13 protein-coding genes are annotated in these 16,548 nt (G+C 55.4%); 5 read left to right on the plus strand and 8 right to left on the minus strand.

The window, feature by feature from the left end:
• Positions 1-27: 27 nt before the first annotated feature.
• From glyS to H7846_RS12055, 3 genes are all read right to left on the minus strand, one after another.
• Positions 28-2,136, minus strand: coding sequence for a glycine--tRNA ligase subunit beta (gene glyS / locus H7846_RS12045; RefSeq protein WP_186692378.1), 2,109 nt, complete (start codon positions 2,134-2,136; stop codon positions 28-30).
• 11 nt (positions 2,137-2,147) lie between these two features.
• A complete protein-coding gene (locus H7846_RS12050) occupies positions 2,148-3,104 on the minus strand; it encodes a glycine--tRNA ligase subunit alpha (protein WP_186692380.1) in 957 nt (318 codons plus the stop codon).
• Positions 3,105-3,180: 76 nt separating this feature from the next.
• Positions 3,181-4,113 carry an alpha/beta fold hydrolase gene (locus tag H7846_RS12055; RefSeq protein ID WP_186692381.1) on the minus strand — a complete coding sequence of 311 codons (933 nt, stop codon included), beginning with the start codon at positions 4,111-4,113 and terminating at the stop codon, positions 3,181-3,183.
• A 160-nt stretch (positions 4,114-4,273) separates the two neighbouring features.
• Between H7846_RS12055 and H7846_RS12060 the strand changes: the two genes are divergently transcribed.
• Entirely contained in the window at positions 4,274-4,450 is a 177-nt protein-coding gene (locus tag H7846_RS12060; protein WP_186692383.1) for a hypothetical protein, read from the plus strand.
• A gap of 5 nt (positions 4,451-4,455) precedes the next feature.
• On the opposite strand, the gene H7846_RS12065 is transcribed toward H7846_RS12060, so the two are convergent.
• The 5 genes from H7846_RS12065 to H7846_RS12085 form a co-directional block, all read right to left on the minus strand.
• Positions 4,456-5,529, minus strand: coding sequence for a VWA domain-containing protein (locus H7846_RS12065; RefSeq protein ID WP_186692385.1), 1,074 nt, complete (start codon positions 5,527-5,529; stop codon positions 4,456-4,458).
• Positions 5,526-8,687: a hypothetical protein gene (locus H7846_RS12070; protein WP_186692387.1), complete on the minus strand. Its 3,162-nt coding sequence runs from the start codon at positions 8,685-8,687 to the stop codon at positions 5,526-5,528. Before H7846_RS12070 ends, H7846_RS12065 begins: the two co-directional genes overlap by 4 nt.
• 296 nt (positions 8,688-8,983) lie before the next feature.
• A complete protein-coding gene (locus H7846_RS12075; protein WP_186692389.1) occupies positions 8,984-9,655 on the minus strand; it encodes a LutC/YkgG family protein in 672 nt (223 codons plus the stop codon).
• Entirely contained in the window at positions 9,645-11,093 is a 1,449-nt protein-coding gene (locus tag H7846_RS12080) for a LutB/LldF family L-lactate oxidation iron-sulfur protein (RefSeq protein WP_186692391.1), read from the minus strand. The genes H7846_RS12075 and H7846_RS12080 overlap by 11 nt, the downstream gene beginning before the upstream one ends.
• On the minus strand, positions 11,090-11,830 hold the full coding sequence (locus tag H7846_RS12085; RefSeq protein WP_186696354.1) for a (Fe-S)-binding protein: 741 nt from the start codon (positions 11,828-11,830) through the stop codon (positions 11,090-11,092). Before H7846_RS12085 ends, H7846_RS12080 begins: the two co-directional genes overlap by 4 nt.
• Before the next feature lie 127 nt (positions 11,831-11,957).
• Here H7846_RS12085 and H7846_RS12090 point away from each other — a divergent pair, with 127 nt between their 5' ends.
• The 4 genes from H7846_RS12090 to H7846_RS12105 all read left to right on the plus strand — a co-directional run bounded on the left by H7846_RS12090 (position 11,958) and on the right by H7846_RS12105 (position 16,543).
• Positions 11,958-13,148, plus strand: coding sequence for an L-rhamnose/proton symporter RhaT (locus tag H7846_RS12090; protein WP_186692393.1), 1,191 nt, complete (start codon positions 11,958-11,960; stop codon positions 13,146-13,148).
• Between the two features lie 381 nt (positions 13,149-13,529).
• Positions 13,530-14,525: an acyl-CoA desaturase gene (locus tag H7846_RS12095; protein ID WP_186692394.1), complete on the plus strand. Its 996-nt coding sequence runs from the start codon at positions 13,530-13,532 to the stop codon at positions 14,523-14,525.
• A 211-nt stretch (positions 14,526-14,736) separates the two neighbouring features.
• Positions 14,737-15,504: a DUF3011 domain-containing protein gene (locus H7846_RS12100; RefSeq protein ID WP_186692396.1), complete on the plus strand. Its 768-nt coding sequence runs from the start codon at positions 14,737-14,739 to the stop codon at positions 15,502-15,504.
• 112 nt (positions 15,505-15,616) lie between these two features.
• Positions 15,617-16,543 carry a sensor histidine kinase gene (locus tag H7846_RS12105; protein ID WP_186692398.1) on the plus strand — a complete coding sequence of 309 codons (927 nt, stop codon included), beginning with the start codon at positions 15,617-15,619 and terminating at the stop codon, positions 16,541-16,543.
• The last annotated feature ends 5 nt before the right edge of the window (positions 16,544-16,548 follow it).

Here is a 16,548-nt window from a genome sequence, read left to right on the forward strand (position 1 = left end):
GGTGAAACCGAAAGACCAGCGCCTGCCTTATCCCGCGACAACAATCTCCGAAAAATCCGCGATTCCAGAGAAACTCTGCAAGATAGAGTGCAGAAGCGCAAGCCTGCTTCTGCGCACTGCCTCATTTGGATCCATCACCATCACCTGGTCGAAGAAGGCATCCACCTGTGGCCGCAGAGTTGCTACTGATTCCAACGCAGCGCCATACTCTTGCTGTGCGCTCAAGCCACCGACCTTGCTGCCAACTTCCTTCGCAGCATTCGTTAGAGCTAACTGTGCAGGATGAACCTCTTTTACCTCATCACCGGAGGTCGTAAACTGCTCACCCTTTTCCTTGGCCTGCGACAGAATATTCTTCATCCGTTTGAAGGCTGCGCTCACTGCTTCAAAGTCCGCCGATCCACGAACCGCGCTCACTGCTTCAGCCCTGGCTAGGGCATCGCGAACATCATCGCTGCCTGCAGCAAGAACAGCCTTCACAACGTCATAGGCATGCTTCTTCGCCTCGCGCAGATAGAACTCTAACCGTTCCACAAGGAACGCACGCACACGCGCCTCAACAGCTTCATTCTCTGTCGCACGTCCAGCGACCTCGCTCAGGGTCAATGGCAATGGAGTCACACTCTCTGCAAGAATCTTCACAATGCCATTCGCCGCCCGTCGTAGCGCAAATGGATCCTTCGATCCCGTCGGCTCCATCCCGAGCCCAAACATTCCCGCGATCGTATCCGCCTTGTCTGCAATGGCAAGCAACGAACCTTCAACCGTTCTCGGCACCTCGTCTTCCATCGACTCAGGCAGATATTGATCATAGATCGCAGTAGAAGCAGCATCAGAAACACCCTGGGCCTTCGCATACAACCCACCAACAATTCCCTGTAGTTCAGTGAACTCTTTGACCAGATCTGTCGTCAGGTCTGTCTTCGCCAGCGTTGCCGCCTCGTCTAGAGCGGCGATATCAACTTTGCCACTACGAGCAATCACCAATTCAGACAAACCTATTGCAAGTTTGCGGACACGCGTTGTCTTCGCCGCATAGCTGCCCAACTCCTTCTGGAAGGTGACATTCTCCAGCAGCTTCACTCGCTCTTTCAGAGCAATCCGTTGATCAAACTCCCAGAAGAATCGTGCATCGTTGAACCGCGCCCGCAACACGCGTTCATTGCCATGCCGAATCACCGCAAGACCTTCGTCATCGGCCTCCATGTTCAACACCGCAAGAAAATACGGGGCGAGTTTTCCAGTTGCATCCTCTACCGCAAGATACTTCTGGTGATCGCGCATCACCGTCACCAACACCTCTTCCGGCAGCGCCAGATACTCTTGCTCAAACCCACCTAGAATTACCGATCGATCCGAGGCCCACTCTGTCAGATGTGTCAGCGTATCGACCAACGCATGATCTTCGCGCCACCGAACGCCATCGACTGTGCGTGCCACTCGATCAAGAGCTTTGCGAATCTTCTGCCGTCGAGCCTCCACATCGGCAATCACATAGGCGGTCAGCAGAGCCTCCTCATACTTTGCCGGAGCTTCCAATCGGATCGCAGCTTCGCCAAACAGCACGCGATGGCCATAGGTCACAGCTCCTGCGGTCTTGCCCCCAAACGCCACTGGAACAATTTCGCCACCCAGCAAAGCCAGCATCCACCGCACCGGCCGAACAAACCTCTCCGGCTTGCCCGCACGCCAGTACATATTCTTTGCCCAATAGATTGCAGCAATCTCTTTCGGCAGATCCTCGGCAATCACCTCAGCAGCAGAACGCCCCGGCTTCACCACCGTCGCCGCCAGATACTCCCCCTTCGGGGTTGTGATCGTTTTCAGGGCTTCAACTTCAATACCAGCCTTCTTCGCGAACGCCACTGCCGCCGGAGTTGCAACACCATCTTTGTAGCCTACTTTCATCGAAGGCCCGGTCAGTTCTTCGCTCGCGTCCTCCTGCCTTTCGGCTACGCCCGAGATTAGAACCGCAAGCCGTCGCGGCGTCGAGAAGCTTTTAGCATCAGAACCCGCCGCAATCAGCCGCTCACGCTCCAACAGAGCGACGACACGCCGCTTCAACTCAGTCTCAGCTGCCGCGATCATCCGCGCCGGAACCTCTTCCAAACCTATCTCAAAGAGAAAATCTGCCATTCACTCACTCTCTATGCGCTGACTTGCTGACTCGCAGTTTGCTGGCTCACCGACTCCGCCAATAACTCGCCTTGTTCCGCGTAGGCTTTCGCTACTCCCGTAACCAACGTGCGAATTCTGGCCATCACGCCCACGCGTTCTGTTACTGAAATTGCGCCTCGCGCATCCAGCAGGTTGAAGACATGCGAGCACTTCAACGCCAGTTCATATGCTCCCAGTACGGGGAACCGTTTCAGAGTCAGCGCATCCATCCTTTTCATGCCCTTCGCTTGCTCCAGCAAATCCAGGCACTCTGCTTCATATAGCTTCAGATGCTCCCATAGCTTGGAAACTTCAGCGTAATCGAAGCTATACGCCGAGAACTGCTCTTCTTCGGCCAGACGCATCTCGCCATATGTCACCTTGCGGCCAGTGTCCGGCTCGACAGCCCAGACGATGTCGTAGATCGAGTCGACGTCCTGCAGAAACCCCGCGATCCGCTCCAGCCCATATGTGATTTCTCCGCAGATCGGATCCAGATCCATACCCCCGCACTGTTGGAAGTACGTGAACTGTGTGATCTCGAGACCATCCAGCATCACCTGCCAGCCCACTCCCCACGCCCCGCCAACTGGCCACTCCCAGTTGTCCTCTTCGAACTTGATATCGTGCTCACGCAAATCGATCCCGATCGCCTCCAACGACTCGAGATACAGCTCCTGAATCCGTTCCGGTGGTGGCTTCAGAATCACCTGCAACTGCGTATGCCTATAGAGACGGTTGGGATTCTCTCCATACCGCCCATCCGCAGGTCGACGTGAGGGTTGCGCATAGGCAATCCGCACCGGCTTCGGTCCCAGCACACGCAGAAAGGTGTCTGGAGACATCGTGCCTGCGCCAACCTCTACGTCATACGGCTGCTGCAACACACACCCCTGTTCGGCCCAAAACCGCTGTAGCCGGAACAGAAGCTCCTGAAACGTAAGCACTTTCTTCTCGTCTTTGCGCGTCACCCGCTTAACTCACCGTCCAGATTGATCTTTTCTTGATTCTAAATGCATTGCGCTACGGATTAGGTCCATTCGAGTGTATGAAAGCCAACAGATCGCTGGTGAACCGTTCCGGACGTTCCCAGTGCAGTGCGTGCCCGGTCTCTGGATACGCCTTCAAGGATGCATGGGAAATGTTCTTCAAAAGCACTTCCTGGTCCTCCCTGTGAAAGATCGAATCCTTCTCTCCCCAAAGCAGCAAGGTAGGAACCTTGATCTTCTTCAAATCCTCCAATGGATCGCCCGCGCTGATACTGGCTCCCAACCCATGCCATGTTGCCGCCGGAACCCGTTGGGCCTCACCCACCATCATCTCGAAGAACCACGCTGGCACCGGATGGTAGATCGTGCTGGCCTGAAAATCGCGGGCAAACGTATACGGAATCGGGTCTGTTAATTTCGCAAATGGGCTGGTCACCTCGTCTTCCGACGAACCCGCCTTATGCGTCCCCGGCCCTGAGCCGACCAGCACCAGCCGGTCCAGATGCCCCGTATCCTGTTCTGCAACCTTTTGCGCAACAAAACTCCCCAGCGAGTGCCCAACAAGCGTTGCATGTTGAATGTGGAGCTGATCCAGAAATTCGAGGATATCTCCTGCAAAATCAGCGCGGGAGTATCCCCGTGCAGGATGGTCCGAAAGCCCATGACCACGCAGGGTTATGGCGTAGACACAATAGTTGGCAGGCAGTAGAGGAAGGACTCTGGCAAAAGAGTGCCAGGAGTCCCCTGCTCCGTGCAGCATTACGATGACCGGACCGTTTGGATCCCCTTGAACGGCATAGTTAAGAGTGATGCCGTTCCGAAGCTTAATCACCTGCGACGAGATACGGTCTTCATCTGACCAATGAGTAGAAGGCGTCTGCGCATACAGCCGTCCCCAAGCCAAAAGTAGAACAAGGAAAAAACTGGAGAGGGTGCCCCAACGACGCAAAAAACCTGAGTGCTCCATAAGATACCTTCCTTAACAGATAGGTCTTGCACAGCATGGAAAATGCCGGTTATATATGTCCGGCAGGAGTTTTTACCGATCGGTAACGTCACTCTACACTATCCGCCCTAGACAGTTTCGAATCGACAGGATGTAGACGATTTCAGAAACGAGGATCAGCGTGAGCAGATATACAACTCGAACACTGCTGACGATCCTGATGTATGCCGGGGTAGGTCTCTTTCTTCTTCCCTATTTCACAGGCAAAGCCTCGACGGCTCCGTTGCTGATGCTGCTCGGTGGAATCATCTCTGTCGTCTGCGGCCTGCTGCGTTGTTATTTGACGGAAGACAAATAACTTCCCTACCGCGAGGAAGTCTCTGAAGGAGTCATCGGCCCCGTAGCGGTTGCCACCTGAGCTGTCTTGAGTACGCGATATCCATCCCGCGTGCGAATACGATATTTCTGAGCATTCTCTCCAACCAACTTGACCGAAATTGATCTCCACCCTCGATTTGGATTCGGTTGAGGATAATAGCTCAGCGAATAGAGGTGTGCTAAATCTTCGCGGATGGAAGCAAACGCGTCTTTCTCATCCTTCCAGCTCTTCGCAAAATAGGCCTTGCCTCCCGTAGCCTTGCTCATCCTTTCGAAAACAGCGGTCGAGATTGGTTCGGCCTGTGCATCGCGTGTGCTGATCATGTAGATGATGGTGCCCGTGGACTGTGCTAACTCTGCAACATCCTCTGGAGGAACCAGGCTCGCATTATCTGGACCGTTGGAAAAAACAACGATTGCCTTGCGCCCAGTAAACTGCGCAGCGTCTTTTACCGTCATCAGAAGTGAGTTATAAAGAGCCGCATCATCTCCCGCCACAGTGCTGCGAACCCCTCGCAACACGGTCGCCCGATCCGACGTAGGAGGAACAGCTCGCAAAAGGTCGCGACTGTAAGAGTAGAGTGCTACCCGGGAAGCTCCTTCCAGCGATCTCACAAAATCAGCAATCGCATCCTGGGCAAATACAAAGCCGCGATACATGTAATTGCTGGTATCGAAAAGAATAAAAACATTGGAACCGGTTGGCATTGGACCAGCTGGCGCAGGAGTAGCTTCAGTCGCAGCCTCTCCAGAAGGAATGACGATTTTTTGCGAAATCATCTTTCCCTCCGGCGCGCTCCATACCAGGCGTCGCGTCGGCTCGTTACCCTCTTCAAATGTCGCAACCTTCTCTGGAATCTTGTCTTCCGTAATCACAAAGTCTTCTGGTTTAAGTCCACTGATGTAATTCCCTTTACGGTCCGTAACCGCTATATTCAGCTGCACCAGAACTACGTTCACCAGGATCCGCGAATCATCCTGAGCCGATACCTGCCGTCCCCCTCCAAGGGGCAACAGAAAAGAGGAAAGGACTGCCATCGAAAGTAGATCTTTTCTCATCGAGCACCTCCAATTGCGGTCTCTCGCGAATCCACTTGAGGAGATCGCAACGATACAGCCGTCGTTACAGGAGACGGCGCAATCTTACCTTGTAGAAACTCCTGACCGGTCTCATACATCGCACGCTCCAGCGCAGGCCAGTCTTCCAGGTCTGTTGCAAAGATCTTGGCTGTCATGCTCTTCGCAAGTTCTGGAACCAGTCGATTGAGCGCTGCCGGTTCATACCCCTTCTCATCCGCGAGACGCGCCCAGTAAAGGTTGTTCGATTCCCACGACTCCCCAAACAAGCGACTCGACTCCCCACCAAATGAGGGAAAGGGTTTGACATACAGCAACCCCGGAGCATAGCTCCGCGCAAGAATCGGATGCGGAACTCCAAAGTCCTGAGAAAGACGTTTCGCCGAAGTCTCCTCCGGGTTCTTCGTGCAAAGAGTATCCAGTTCCTGGTTTTCCGCTCCGATCGAAGAGGCATGCCCCGGGTATCGGCTCCGAAATTCCGTCGAAAGATAAAAGGTATCGGCCGGCATCGTCTGCGAAAGCACCGCGACCGCATCTTCGTGCTGAACAAGAGATCTCTCAAGCACTTCAAGTCGCTGCGGCCCCATGCGATCGGCTAGGATCTGCACGACTTCACCCCGCAGCGCCGCGTCACCTTCGGCTGCTATCAATATCTCTTCTCCAGCTCGCTGATAAAGGGTCACCGCATGGAGCTCATCCCGGCTTACATTCCACCAGCGTGGAACAGTCGCACTCACCAACAGGTCAGGAACCAACTCCTTCCAGATGAGCGCCTGCACATTCTCAGGAGCAATAAAATCCTGCTCCGTCGCAGCCAGAGCGTACGGAAGGTCAGCAAGTGAACCCATCAGGTAGGCTCCTCCACCAGCTGGCGTCCCTACTCCCATCAACTCTGGAGCAAGCCATGAGTGCTCTGTTGCAGATACCGAGACGCCCGAAAAATCGTGGGAACGTACGAAGAGCGAGTTATTGTGCAACACCTGCGCCCCAGGAGGCTCGTAATACGCATAGTTGAGCCCGACCAATGCGTCCCGCAGGAATGGCATCAGTTGTCCACGTGCTGTCTCAAGCTGCCCTTTATTGCCCGGCCCTTTAATCACCTTTGTCAGGTCCGTTTTAATCTGCAATTCCGCGTGATGCGTGGAATACACTCCGGGGGCCCAGTTGATCTTTTCGCTATTGGTAAAGATCGGACGCGGCATCTCAAACTCGCGTAGCTCCCCAGCCATGGCCAGCATATTGGCTGGAGCTGGCGCCCCTTGCTCCATCGCGCTTAGACCATCGCTCAATCCGAAGAGCGTATCCAGCGAGACGAGCCTCTGGTCCTCCAACACATTCCGAATGCGATTCGCAATCTCCTGACGGGCTCTCTGAGCTTCTGCCCCAGGCTGCTGCGGCCCTGCCAGAAGCTCAACCAGCTGGTCCTGGGTAAAGTTTGGTTTGCTCGCAGCCAGCATCACTTCGTTCAGAGAAGAACGCGTCGCATCGAACAGTTCCGTGGACGAAGTCACTTTAGCGAAAGGACCAATCATCTTCAACCACGAATCGTTCCACTCACTTTCAGGAATCTCCCTCTGGCGCGCAAGAATCTGCCACAACCCAACGTTCGCCTGAAATGCTCCAACTGCATTTCCCCGTAGTGTTCCGTTCGAGGTGTTTCCGACAGACTCCGCAACAGTCATGAAGCGTGTAATCGACTCATCCGTCAGTTCAGGAAACTCAGAAAAGATCAGATACCATGCTCCAAAGCGCGGAAAGTTTTTGGCCAGAAGCTGAGCTGTTGCAGGGGAAAGCCCTCGATCGGCTGGTCGCCTCGAATCAATCTCGCTCAACATCAGATACGTTTGCAGAGGGCCGGTATCTGAGTCCATGCGCGAAAGAGACGTCATCCCCTCCAATAATTGTTCTGGGCTGTTCCATCCGCGAGCACGTTTCGTCCAGAAGTGCACCAGTTTGTAATCAGACTTTTGGGCAAGATCATCCTTCCATACGGTTAGGCCCCCAGGCACATGAGGCTGGCCATCAGGATCCCATGCCACGCGAGTAAACAACACCAGCATGCCAGGAGCTTTACGAAAGACGCTTGCCGTAGAAGCAGGCTCAATCCCCGGCGAACGAAGGGCTTCATACATCCGTTTCAATCGATCGGGTTGCGTCAGGTGTTGTTGCTGCGTCTGGCTTACACGCGAAAGCGCATCATAATACGCTGCGAGCCAGCCATTATCTTTCGCCAGAAGACGCAGAACAAACTCTCCCGGATTTTCAGGGCTGGCCCCTACCAACTCTTTCCATACCGGTTCCGTACCCACTCCTCCCGGTACCAGAACTCGATTATTGCGAATCGAGATCTGATTGCCATAGAAGTTCATCACGGGTGCAAAAGGCAACAGTCTCCCTAACCCGGGGGATTTCGCTAATGCAAGATTCGTCTCCTCGTCATTGCGAGACATTGCCCAATAGAGCCTGGCGACTACTGGATCTCCCAGAAGAAGGTCCACCAGATTGGCTGCAGGGTGCTTTCGCCCCACCTCCAGCCAATCTGCTTCATGTAGGAGAACCGGAACGCGAGTCGACGGAAACTGATATTGAAACGGTATCCCTTTCTGCAGGCATTCTTCCAGCGTCATTAACGGAAACCCTGAATCGATCGTCAGAAACGCCCGGTCAGGATTCGAAGTGGCCAGAACAAGATTTCTATCTCGGCAACTCCCCACCACCCGATAGCCAAGAATCTGAATCAGCGTACCCACATCGCCGCAGCCTTGGACTGTAATTGTCTCCGTGCTACCGGCTAGGATCTGCAACTCGCGGGCCTGCTGAACATAACGATCCAACAGAAGCAGGAACTCAGTAGGCTTATTTTGACTGTACCCCTGCATAAAAACGTTTCTGGCCAGTAATGGCAAAACATCCTCAGACGGGATCTTCTGACTGATGCCTGCCATACGAAGAAACGAGCGCAGAGGGCCAGGAAGAACCACCTTTTCCGACGCGTGCGAAGCTACATCTCCGCTTCGCGTTGTTCGATCAGATCGTTGTACTGAAGCAGGGTTCGTCTGCGCTTCGACCAGAAGCGGGCACACAACACCACAAAGAAGACTCAGGAAGAATGAAACGGGCCGTCGAGGAAGTAACTTCATCACAGACACCTCATCAGAACCACTGAGATGTGTCAGTTCACGGAACTCTGCCGAGAGAACAGTCGGGACCTGTTTTCAAACGCCTGCCACACGCTCTCGGCGTGAATTGGCACTCGTGAAACCACCTTTCGGCTTCACTTTTGTCGAACCAATATATACATCATCTTTGGTTCAAGACCAGTTTTTGCGGGGCCCAAAAGTCAGAAGAATGTAAATTTTTCTCCCTTTAAAGAAAAACCCACCCTTTTTGGATGCACTCTGCCTTCCCAAAGGGAGCTTTCATTCCGCGGCTATCGCTATCCCACAAGAATGACGTCCAGAAACCGCGGACCGTGGACCCCCTTGATGCGGGTCATCTCAATATCTGCTGTCGCAGAAGGCCCTGCAAAAAACGTCGTCGGCAGCTCTGCAGACTTTTCCAGGCGGACGATCGCTTCAGGCACCGTTTCAACCACATCCTCTACCCGAACCAGGCAGAGATGATAGTCAGGAATCAGCGATGCGGCCCGCCTTCCCTGCCCCGGTACATTCTGCAGTACCACTGATCCCGTAATTGCAATGGCACAGGTAGAGGCCGTCATCACTCCCTCAAAACCATCCAGTTCTGTATAGGAAGCCTGCCCATCCACTACAAACTCAACTCCCGCCGGAAGCCAGACAGGGTTCAGCCCCTGCGGTATCAATATCCTCCGCAAGCCGCGAGCGCCCAACATCTTAGCAACAGCATCCGCAATCGCTGACTCAGTAGTTCGAACCACATGGGCATCGTAGTCGCGAAGCCGATCTTCCAGTAGATCAACCAGCTGCTCCCGAGACAGACTCGCTTCTCTCCGATAGTCTCGTTGAATTTCTCTCCACTGCTGCGCCGCCTGCGCGCCATCCGCAGCCCCGCCATTCGCAGCACGAATCCTGCGCAAAACTTCGGCCCGCGCTGCCGAGGAATCAATCCCGGTTATCTCAGTTGCCACGGCTCCCCCGCTTCTCCCACCATTCACGGAAGGTTTCCTTCGGCATCTCCTTGAGATCCCTCACCTGCGTCCATCCTCCGAGCAATCCAGGAAGCCAACCAATCCATCCCTCTCCGCTCCCATCCTTCCGGACCAGCGGCGTCTCGGCGATCCTGCCTAACCGCTGCGCCGCCCGAAACCTGCGCTCGGAACGGAAGATAGCCCCTGCAGCCTTCATCGCCAACGCCTCAGGGTTCAACGGTCCCTTTTGCTTCACCACCTTATTTCGTAGATGGATCAGCACCTCAGGGATATTGATCTTCACCGGACAAACCTCATAGCAGGCTCCGCATAATGACGATGCATACGGCAGCGTCTGCGCATGGTGAAGTTGCTGCAACTGCGGCGTAAGGATTGCCCCAATCGGCCCTGCATAAACCGAGCCATAGGCATGGCCGCCGGTCTGTCGATAGACCGGGCAGGCGTTCTGACATGCGCCGCAACGGATGCAGTTTAACGTCTGCCTTCCTTCGCCATCTGCCAGAACCTCGGTACGGGCGTTATCCATCAGCACCACATGAAAGTTCTTCGGCCCATCTCCTGCGTGCACACCGGTCCAAATGGAGTTGTACGGATTCATCCGCTCGCCTGTAGCCGATCGAGGCAGAAGCTGCAGCACGACCTCCAGGTCCTGATAGCGCGATAGAACCTTGTCGATTCCGGCAACAGTAATCAGCGTATCGGGGAGCGTAAGGCACATCCTTCCATTGCCTTCGCTCTCTACGATGCACACGCCACCTGTCTCTGCGATCAGGAAATTCGCCCCGCTGACCGCCGTCTTGACTCTCAGGAACTTCTCCCGCAGAAAACGCCTTGCTGCATCGGCAAGATCCTGGGGCTTCTCTCCCAGCTCCGGAAGGTTCATCTCCCGCTGGAAGATTTCTCGAATCTGCTGACGATTCTTGTGCAGCGCGGGCACCACGATGTGTGAGGGCTGATCATGCCCAAGCTGAATAATCAGCTCCGCCAAATCTGTCTCGTAGGCTCGAACACCGGCTGCCTCCAGCGCGAGATTCAGATGAATCTCCTCCGTGGTCATCGACTTGATCTTGATGACCTCAGAGGAACCGCTCGCCTTCACCAGCGCAGTAACGATCTGTTTGGCCTCTTCCCCATCCCTGGCCCAGTGGACCTGTCCACCGGCACGCGTGCAATTGCGCTCGAACTCCTCCAGGTAGAAGTCCATATTCGCCATCGCATGCTCGCGAATCTGCCGTCCACTCTCGCGAAGTTCCTGCCAGTCCGGCATCTCGCCCACCACGCGAGCCCGTTTATTCTGGATCACCTCCGTCGCATGACGAACGTTCTTTCTCAGCTGTGTGTCTTCCAGCGTTGCGCGTGCTGCGATTGGAAACGTTGGCGAGGTCTTCGGATCGAGGACCGAACCTGCTGTGCTCACAGGACCTCCTCTTCCGTGCTGGCTAGAATCTCCGCCAGATGAACCGTCTTGACTCCGGTCCGCTGCCGGTGCAGCGCCCCCTGGATATGCATCAGGCAGCTGTTATCACACGCCGTACATGCCTCAGCACCCGTATTCAGAACCGCCGTGGTCTTCTCCGACAGCATCGCGCTCGAAACATCCGCATTCTTCACTGCGAACGTTCCACCAAAGCCGCAGCACTGCTCCATATTCTCAATCTCAACTAGGTCGATTCCCTTCACCGACCGCAGAAGACCCAGGGGACTGTCTCCCAGTCCAAGATTACGCAGTCCATGGCAGCTGGCATGATAGGTCACCCGATGTGGGTAATATGCGCCTACATCCTTCAATCCCAGCCGCTTCGTCAAAAACTCAGAGAACTCATAAACACGAGGCAGCAACTCTGCCACTTCAGCCATCAGCGTCTTGTCACCAATCTCCTCGGCCATCTTCGGATAGTGATCTCGCATCATGGCCACGCAACTTGACGAGGGCACCACCACCGCCTCCGCATGACGAAACTGCTCCACAAACCTTCCCACCAGAGGCAGCGCTTCCGCCTGGTAGCCCGTATTCCAGTGCATCTGGCCGCAGCAGGTCTGTCCCGCGGGAAAATCGACCGTATGCCCCAGCCGTTCCAGCACTTTCACGACGGCCTTCCCTGTCTCAGGGAATAAAGTGTCGTTATAACAGGTAATAAACAGCGAGACTTGCAGAACAACCTCCAGAACAATTCCGGCCACTATTCAATAGAGAGTTTATTTCCAGATACAATTTGTTGTCAGCTAAGATACGCGCTTCACGCAATCTCTGTCTTTTATCATTCCTCAATTTGGAGTCTTTGTGGGACCTAATCCGTTTATCGGCGTCATCTATCACTGGATCGGCGGTTTTGCCTCTGCCACAAACTTCATTCCCTTCCGCAGCATCAAGCGCTGGTCGTGGGAGATCTACTGGCTGATCCAGGGCTTCGCCGCGTGGATCGTCGCCCCCCTGGTGCTCGCCTTTATCTTCGTCCCCAATCTCTCCAGCATCCTGCACACCGCTTATCAGCAGGCCCCCTCCACCTTCTACTACACCATCCTCTGGGGAATCCTCTGGGGTATGGGCGGCCTCACCTTCGGGCTCGCCATCCGCTACCTCGGCTTCGCTCTTGGCTATGCCATCGCGCTCGGCCTCTGCACCGCCTTCGGAACCCTCATCCCCCCCATATACTCTGGCGAAATCACCAGCATCATGCATGAACGCTCCGGCCAGACCATCCTGCTCGGTGTCATCGTCTGCCTGATCGCAGTCGCCATCAATGGAATGGCTGGCGTCTCTAAAGAGCGCGAGATCTCCGAAGAAGACATGATCGAGGCCGGCGAGCGCGACTACTCCTTCGGCAAAGGACTCGCCGTTGCCATCTTCGCCGGCATCATGAGCTCCTTCTTCGCCTTCGGCCTCAAAGCAGGAGCGCCCATCGCCGTCATTGCGAAACAGCAGCTTCTCGCGCATCACCACCTCGATCTCTGGCAGAACCTTCCCGTTCTGATCGTCGTTCTCTGGGGCGGCTTCCTGACCAACTTTGTCTGGTCCGTCATCCTGATCTTCAAAAACGAATCCATCAAGCAGTTTGCGGGGCAGCCCGGATTGAATCCGATGCGGGCCACTCACGCCTCCGGCGATACCATGGTCGACTTCGACCCTCTCGATCCCTCCACCTACGACCGTCTTTCGCCTCGCACCTTGCTTGCCAACTACTTCTTCGCGGCCCTGGCTGGAGTCATCTGGTATTTCCAGTTCTTTTTCTACTCTATGGGCCAGACCAAGATGGGCAAATACGACTTCTCCTCCTGGACCCTGCACATGGCCTCGATCATCATCTTCGCCACGCTCTGGGGAATCGCTCTCAAGGAGTGGCGCGGAACCAGCCTGCGCACGAAAGCACTCGTTACTCTGGGTCTGGCTCTACTCGTCGGTTCCACTGTGATCGTTGGATACGGCAACTACCTGAAGACACTCGAAGCCCCAGCCACAGCTCTTCTTCGCTAGGTTGTATCCACAATATAGCTTTGAAGGGGGACCGACTTGAGCCGGTCCGTATTGGGGGCAAATTTATGTTTTCTTTTTCCACTCTTTGCCCGTTGGCGGCGAGTGGGGAAAAAATGAGCGGGCATCCTCATCTAGAAATCGCTTTTTTATGAAGTGTGATCCTGAGCATAGTGAAGTCGAAGGATCTGCGGCGCCGTCTCCATAAACTCCTCCCTGATGTGTCATTTCGACCGAAGTTGCGTAGCAACGAAGCGGAGAAATCCCCGCATTTTCACAGCTAAACAGCCTCCTTACCAGGCATTACAAAAGTCTTACACCCGTCTCGCTCTACTCCTGTTAGCTTCGAAATAGAAGTTCTAAAGAAGGAAGCGATCAGCAGAAATGAACTCTACATTGACACCTATCGAAGAGATATCCCAGACACCAGCCATTTCATCAGAACAGCCGGGGATCTCCGCCGCTTCCCGCACCGCCCAGAAGGTTCGTGAAGACCTTCGTATGGGCCGGGAGTATCAGGAGGGGCGGATCAACTGGATCACCTCCATCGCAATGGGCATCTTCCACGTTGGAGCTATCGCTGCACTCTTCTTCTTCTCATGGACAAACCTTGCCGTCGCGGTCGTTATGTACTTCTTCGCCATCAACGTCGGCATCGGAATGGCCTACCATCGCCTGCTGACGCATCGTGGCTATAAAACACCCAAGTGGGTTGAGTACTTCCTGACCACCTGCGGCACCATGGCTCTTGAGGGCGGACCAATCTTCTGGGTCGCCACCCATCGCGTTCATCATCAGAACTCCGATCACGAAGGCGACCCGCACACCCCGCATGACGGAACCTGGTGGGCGCATGCCGGATGGATTCTCTCAGGCCGCGCTCTGCACTCCGAAACCGCGTTGCTTGGCCGCTATGCTCCAGACCTCACCCGCGACCCGGTCCATGTCTGGCTCTCGAAATACCACTGGCTCCCCCTCACCGTCGCCGGCTTCCTGCAGATCGCTCTTGGTGCCGCGCTCGCCGCTCCCGGCCATCGTCTCGTCGGAGCCATCGGCATGGTGCTCTGGGGAACCTTCCTCCGTGTCTCTCTTGGCCTGCACGCTACCTGGTTGGTCAACTCAGCCACTCACCTGTGGGGCAAGCGCCGCTTCGAAACCCACGACGATTCCCGCAACAACTGGTGGGTCGCCCTCCTGACCGGCGGCGAAGGCTGGCACAACAACCACCATGCCCATCCCGTCAGCGCCCGCCACGGCCTCGCCTGGTACGAGTTCGACGTCAACTACTACGGTATCTGGCTGCTGGAAAAGGTCGGACTGGCCAAGAAAGTCCAGATCGCGAAGTTCGACCCGGCGAACCCCAAACCCGCCGGCATGTAGCTTCGCTTCAACTTCCATTCATAAAAAGAGCGCAGACTGATTTCACGGTTTGCGCTCTTTGTATTGCTTCTATAAAACCTGTACTGTCGGATATATACTTTTCGTCCAAATTATGCATCCATTCGACATAGCAGGCTGAGAGGAGTATGTTCTTCCAGCGAAACGTTTTGGGTCCCATTTACATTGGATTTTCTGAGAAGAGAGGCGTCTCATGATTCTGAAATTTAGGCTTCTGCCATTGATCTTTCTTTCCTTGCTTGCCTGTATGGTCGCGATCAAACCGCAGGCTGCTCATGGCCAGACGATCTACTGCGCTTCCGATGATGGCGGACGTCACTATTGCAACGCCAACACTCGTGGCGGCGTTCAGCTCACCAACCAGCGCAGCGGCTCCGCCTGCATTCAGGGGCGGACCTGGGGCTGGGACAACAACGGCATCTGGGTCGACAAAGGCTGCCGAGCCGAATTCACCACCAGGAATGGCAACGGCAATGGATGGGGCAACGGCGGTGGATGGGGCGGAAACAACGGCTCCGGACAGACCCTCTATTGCGCCTCCGATGATGGCGGACGTCACTATTGCAACGCCAATACTCGTGGCGGTGTACGACTCACCAACCAGCGTAGTGGCTCCCCCTGCAACCAGGGACAGACTTGGGGTTGGGACAACAACGGCATCTGGGTCGACAAAGGCTGCCGAGCTGAATTCACTGTCGGGAACAGCAATGGCAATGGCTGGGGCAATGGCCATGGTAACGGTTGGGGGAACGGCGGAAGCGTCGGCCAAACCTTTACCTGCTCCTCCAACAACGGTGGCCGCAACTACTGCTCGATTCCCCGCGGAGTCAACCCCAACAACATCACTCTCTCGCGCCAGATCAGCGGTTCTGCCTGCAATCAGGGACAAACCTGGGGTGTAGATCGTCGCGGCCTCTGGGTCGACAAAGGTTGCCGGGCTGAGTTCCGTTCGAACTTCTAGATCTCAACTCCTCCAGCACAAACGGCCAGGATCATTCCTGGCCGTTTTCATGTTCCACATCCTCAACTCCTCCTCCTAAAAAGAAACCCATATACTTCGCAAGAGAGCCGAAATGAACTTTACCCGACGCCGAGGAACGATCGCCTTCTTCATCACGCTTGGCGCTCTCCTCGTCGGCCTTGCGATCACGCTCCAGATCGGTTGGGTTGTCCTCAACGAACGCACCGTCGCGCTCGCGGTGCTTGGCATCATCCTCTTTGCTCTGCTTATCGCCGGTGTTGTACTCAATACCATCTTTCTGGTCCGTGAGATCCGTCGCAACGAACGTCAGGACTCCTTCCTCAACGCCGTCACCCACGAGCTCAAAACTCCCATCGCCAGCATCCGGCTCTATCTCGAGACCCTCCAGCGCCGATCCGTCGACGAAGCCCAGCGCCAGCAGTTCTACGTCAACATGCTTGCCGATTCCGACCGTCTCCTCGCCACCGTCGAACAGGTTCTCAAAGCCGGAGAACTTGGCCAGCGTCATCGACAACAAAACCGCACCCTCATCGATCTCGAGCCCCTCGTCGCCGAATGCGTCGCCATCACTCTGCAGCGACACCATCTCCCACCCGACGCCATCATCCTCGAACGAGTGCCCGGAGACGTCCGGCTTCGTGTCACGGGCATCCTCGAAGACCTCCGCACCGCCGTGCTCAACATCCTCGACAACGCCGTCAAATACTCCCCTGAAGGCGTGCTCATCCGCTGCTCTCTCTCCATCACTCACTACACCTGGGCCACGCTCCGCATTACAGATACCGGCCTCGGCCTTCCTCCCAATCAACACAAACGCATCTTCCGCCGCTTCTATCGCGTCCCCGGCAAAACCATGCTTCGCATCAAGGGCACCGGCCTCGGACTCTTTCTCGTGCGAAATATCGTTCGTCAGCACGACGGGACCGTAGAGGCCGCCAGCCCGGGACTCAACCAGGGAACAACCATCACCCTTACGCTTCCTCTCGCCACCAATCCTCCAGCCCCAAACAAGCCATAATAAAG

The organism is Edaphobacter sp. 4G125 (genome assembly GCF_014274685.1).
Lineage (GTDB): Bacteria > Acidobacteriota > Terriglobia > Terriglobales > Acidobacteriaceae > Edaphobacter.

What these genes read in the sequence shown, in the direction of transcription:
- glyS (WP_186692378.1), bottom strand. Translation starts at nt 2,136, where the DNA reads ATGGCAGATTTTCTCTTTGAGATAGGTTTGGAAGAGGTTCCGGCGCGG.
- H7846_RS12055 (WP_186692381.1), bottom strand. Translation starts at nt 4,113, where the DNA reads ATGGAGCACTCAGGTTTTTTGCGTCGTTGGGGCACCCTCTCCAGTTTT.
- H7846_RS12065 (WP_186692385.1), bottom strand. Translation starts at nt 5,529, where the DNA reads ATGAGAAAAGATCTACTTTCGATGGCAGTCCTTTCCTCTTTTCTGTTG.
- H7846_RS12070 (WP_186692387.1), bottom strand. Translation starts at nt 8,687, where the DNA reads ATGAAGTTACTTCCTCGACGGCCCGTTTCATTCTTCCTGAGTCTTCTT.
- H7846_RS12095 (WP_186692394.1), top strand. Translation starts at nt 13,530, where the DNA reads ATGAACTCTACATTGACACCTATCGAAGAGATATCCCAGACACCAGCC.
- H7846_RS12100 (WP_186692396.1), top strand. Translation starts at nt 14,737, where the DNA reads ATGATTCTGAAATTTAGGCTTCTGCCATTGATCTTTCTTTCCTTGCTT.
- H7846_RS12105 (WP_186692398.1), top strand. Translation starts at nt 15,617, where the DNA reads ATGAACTTTACCCGACGCCGAGGAACGATCGCCTTCTTCATCACGCTT.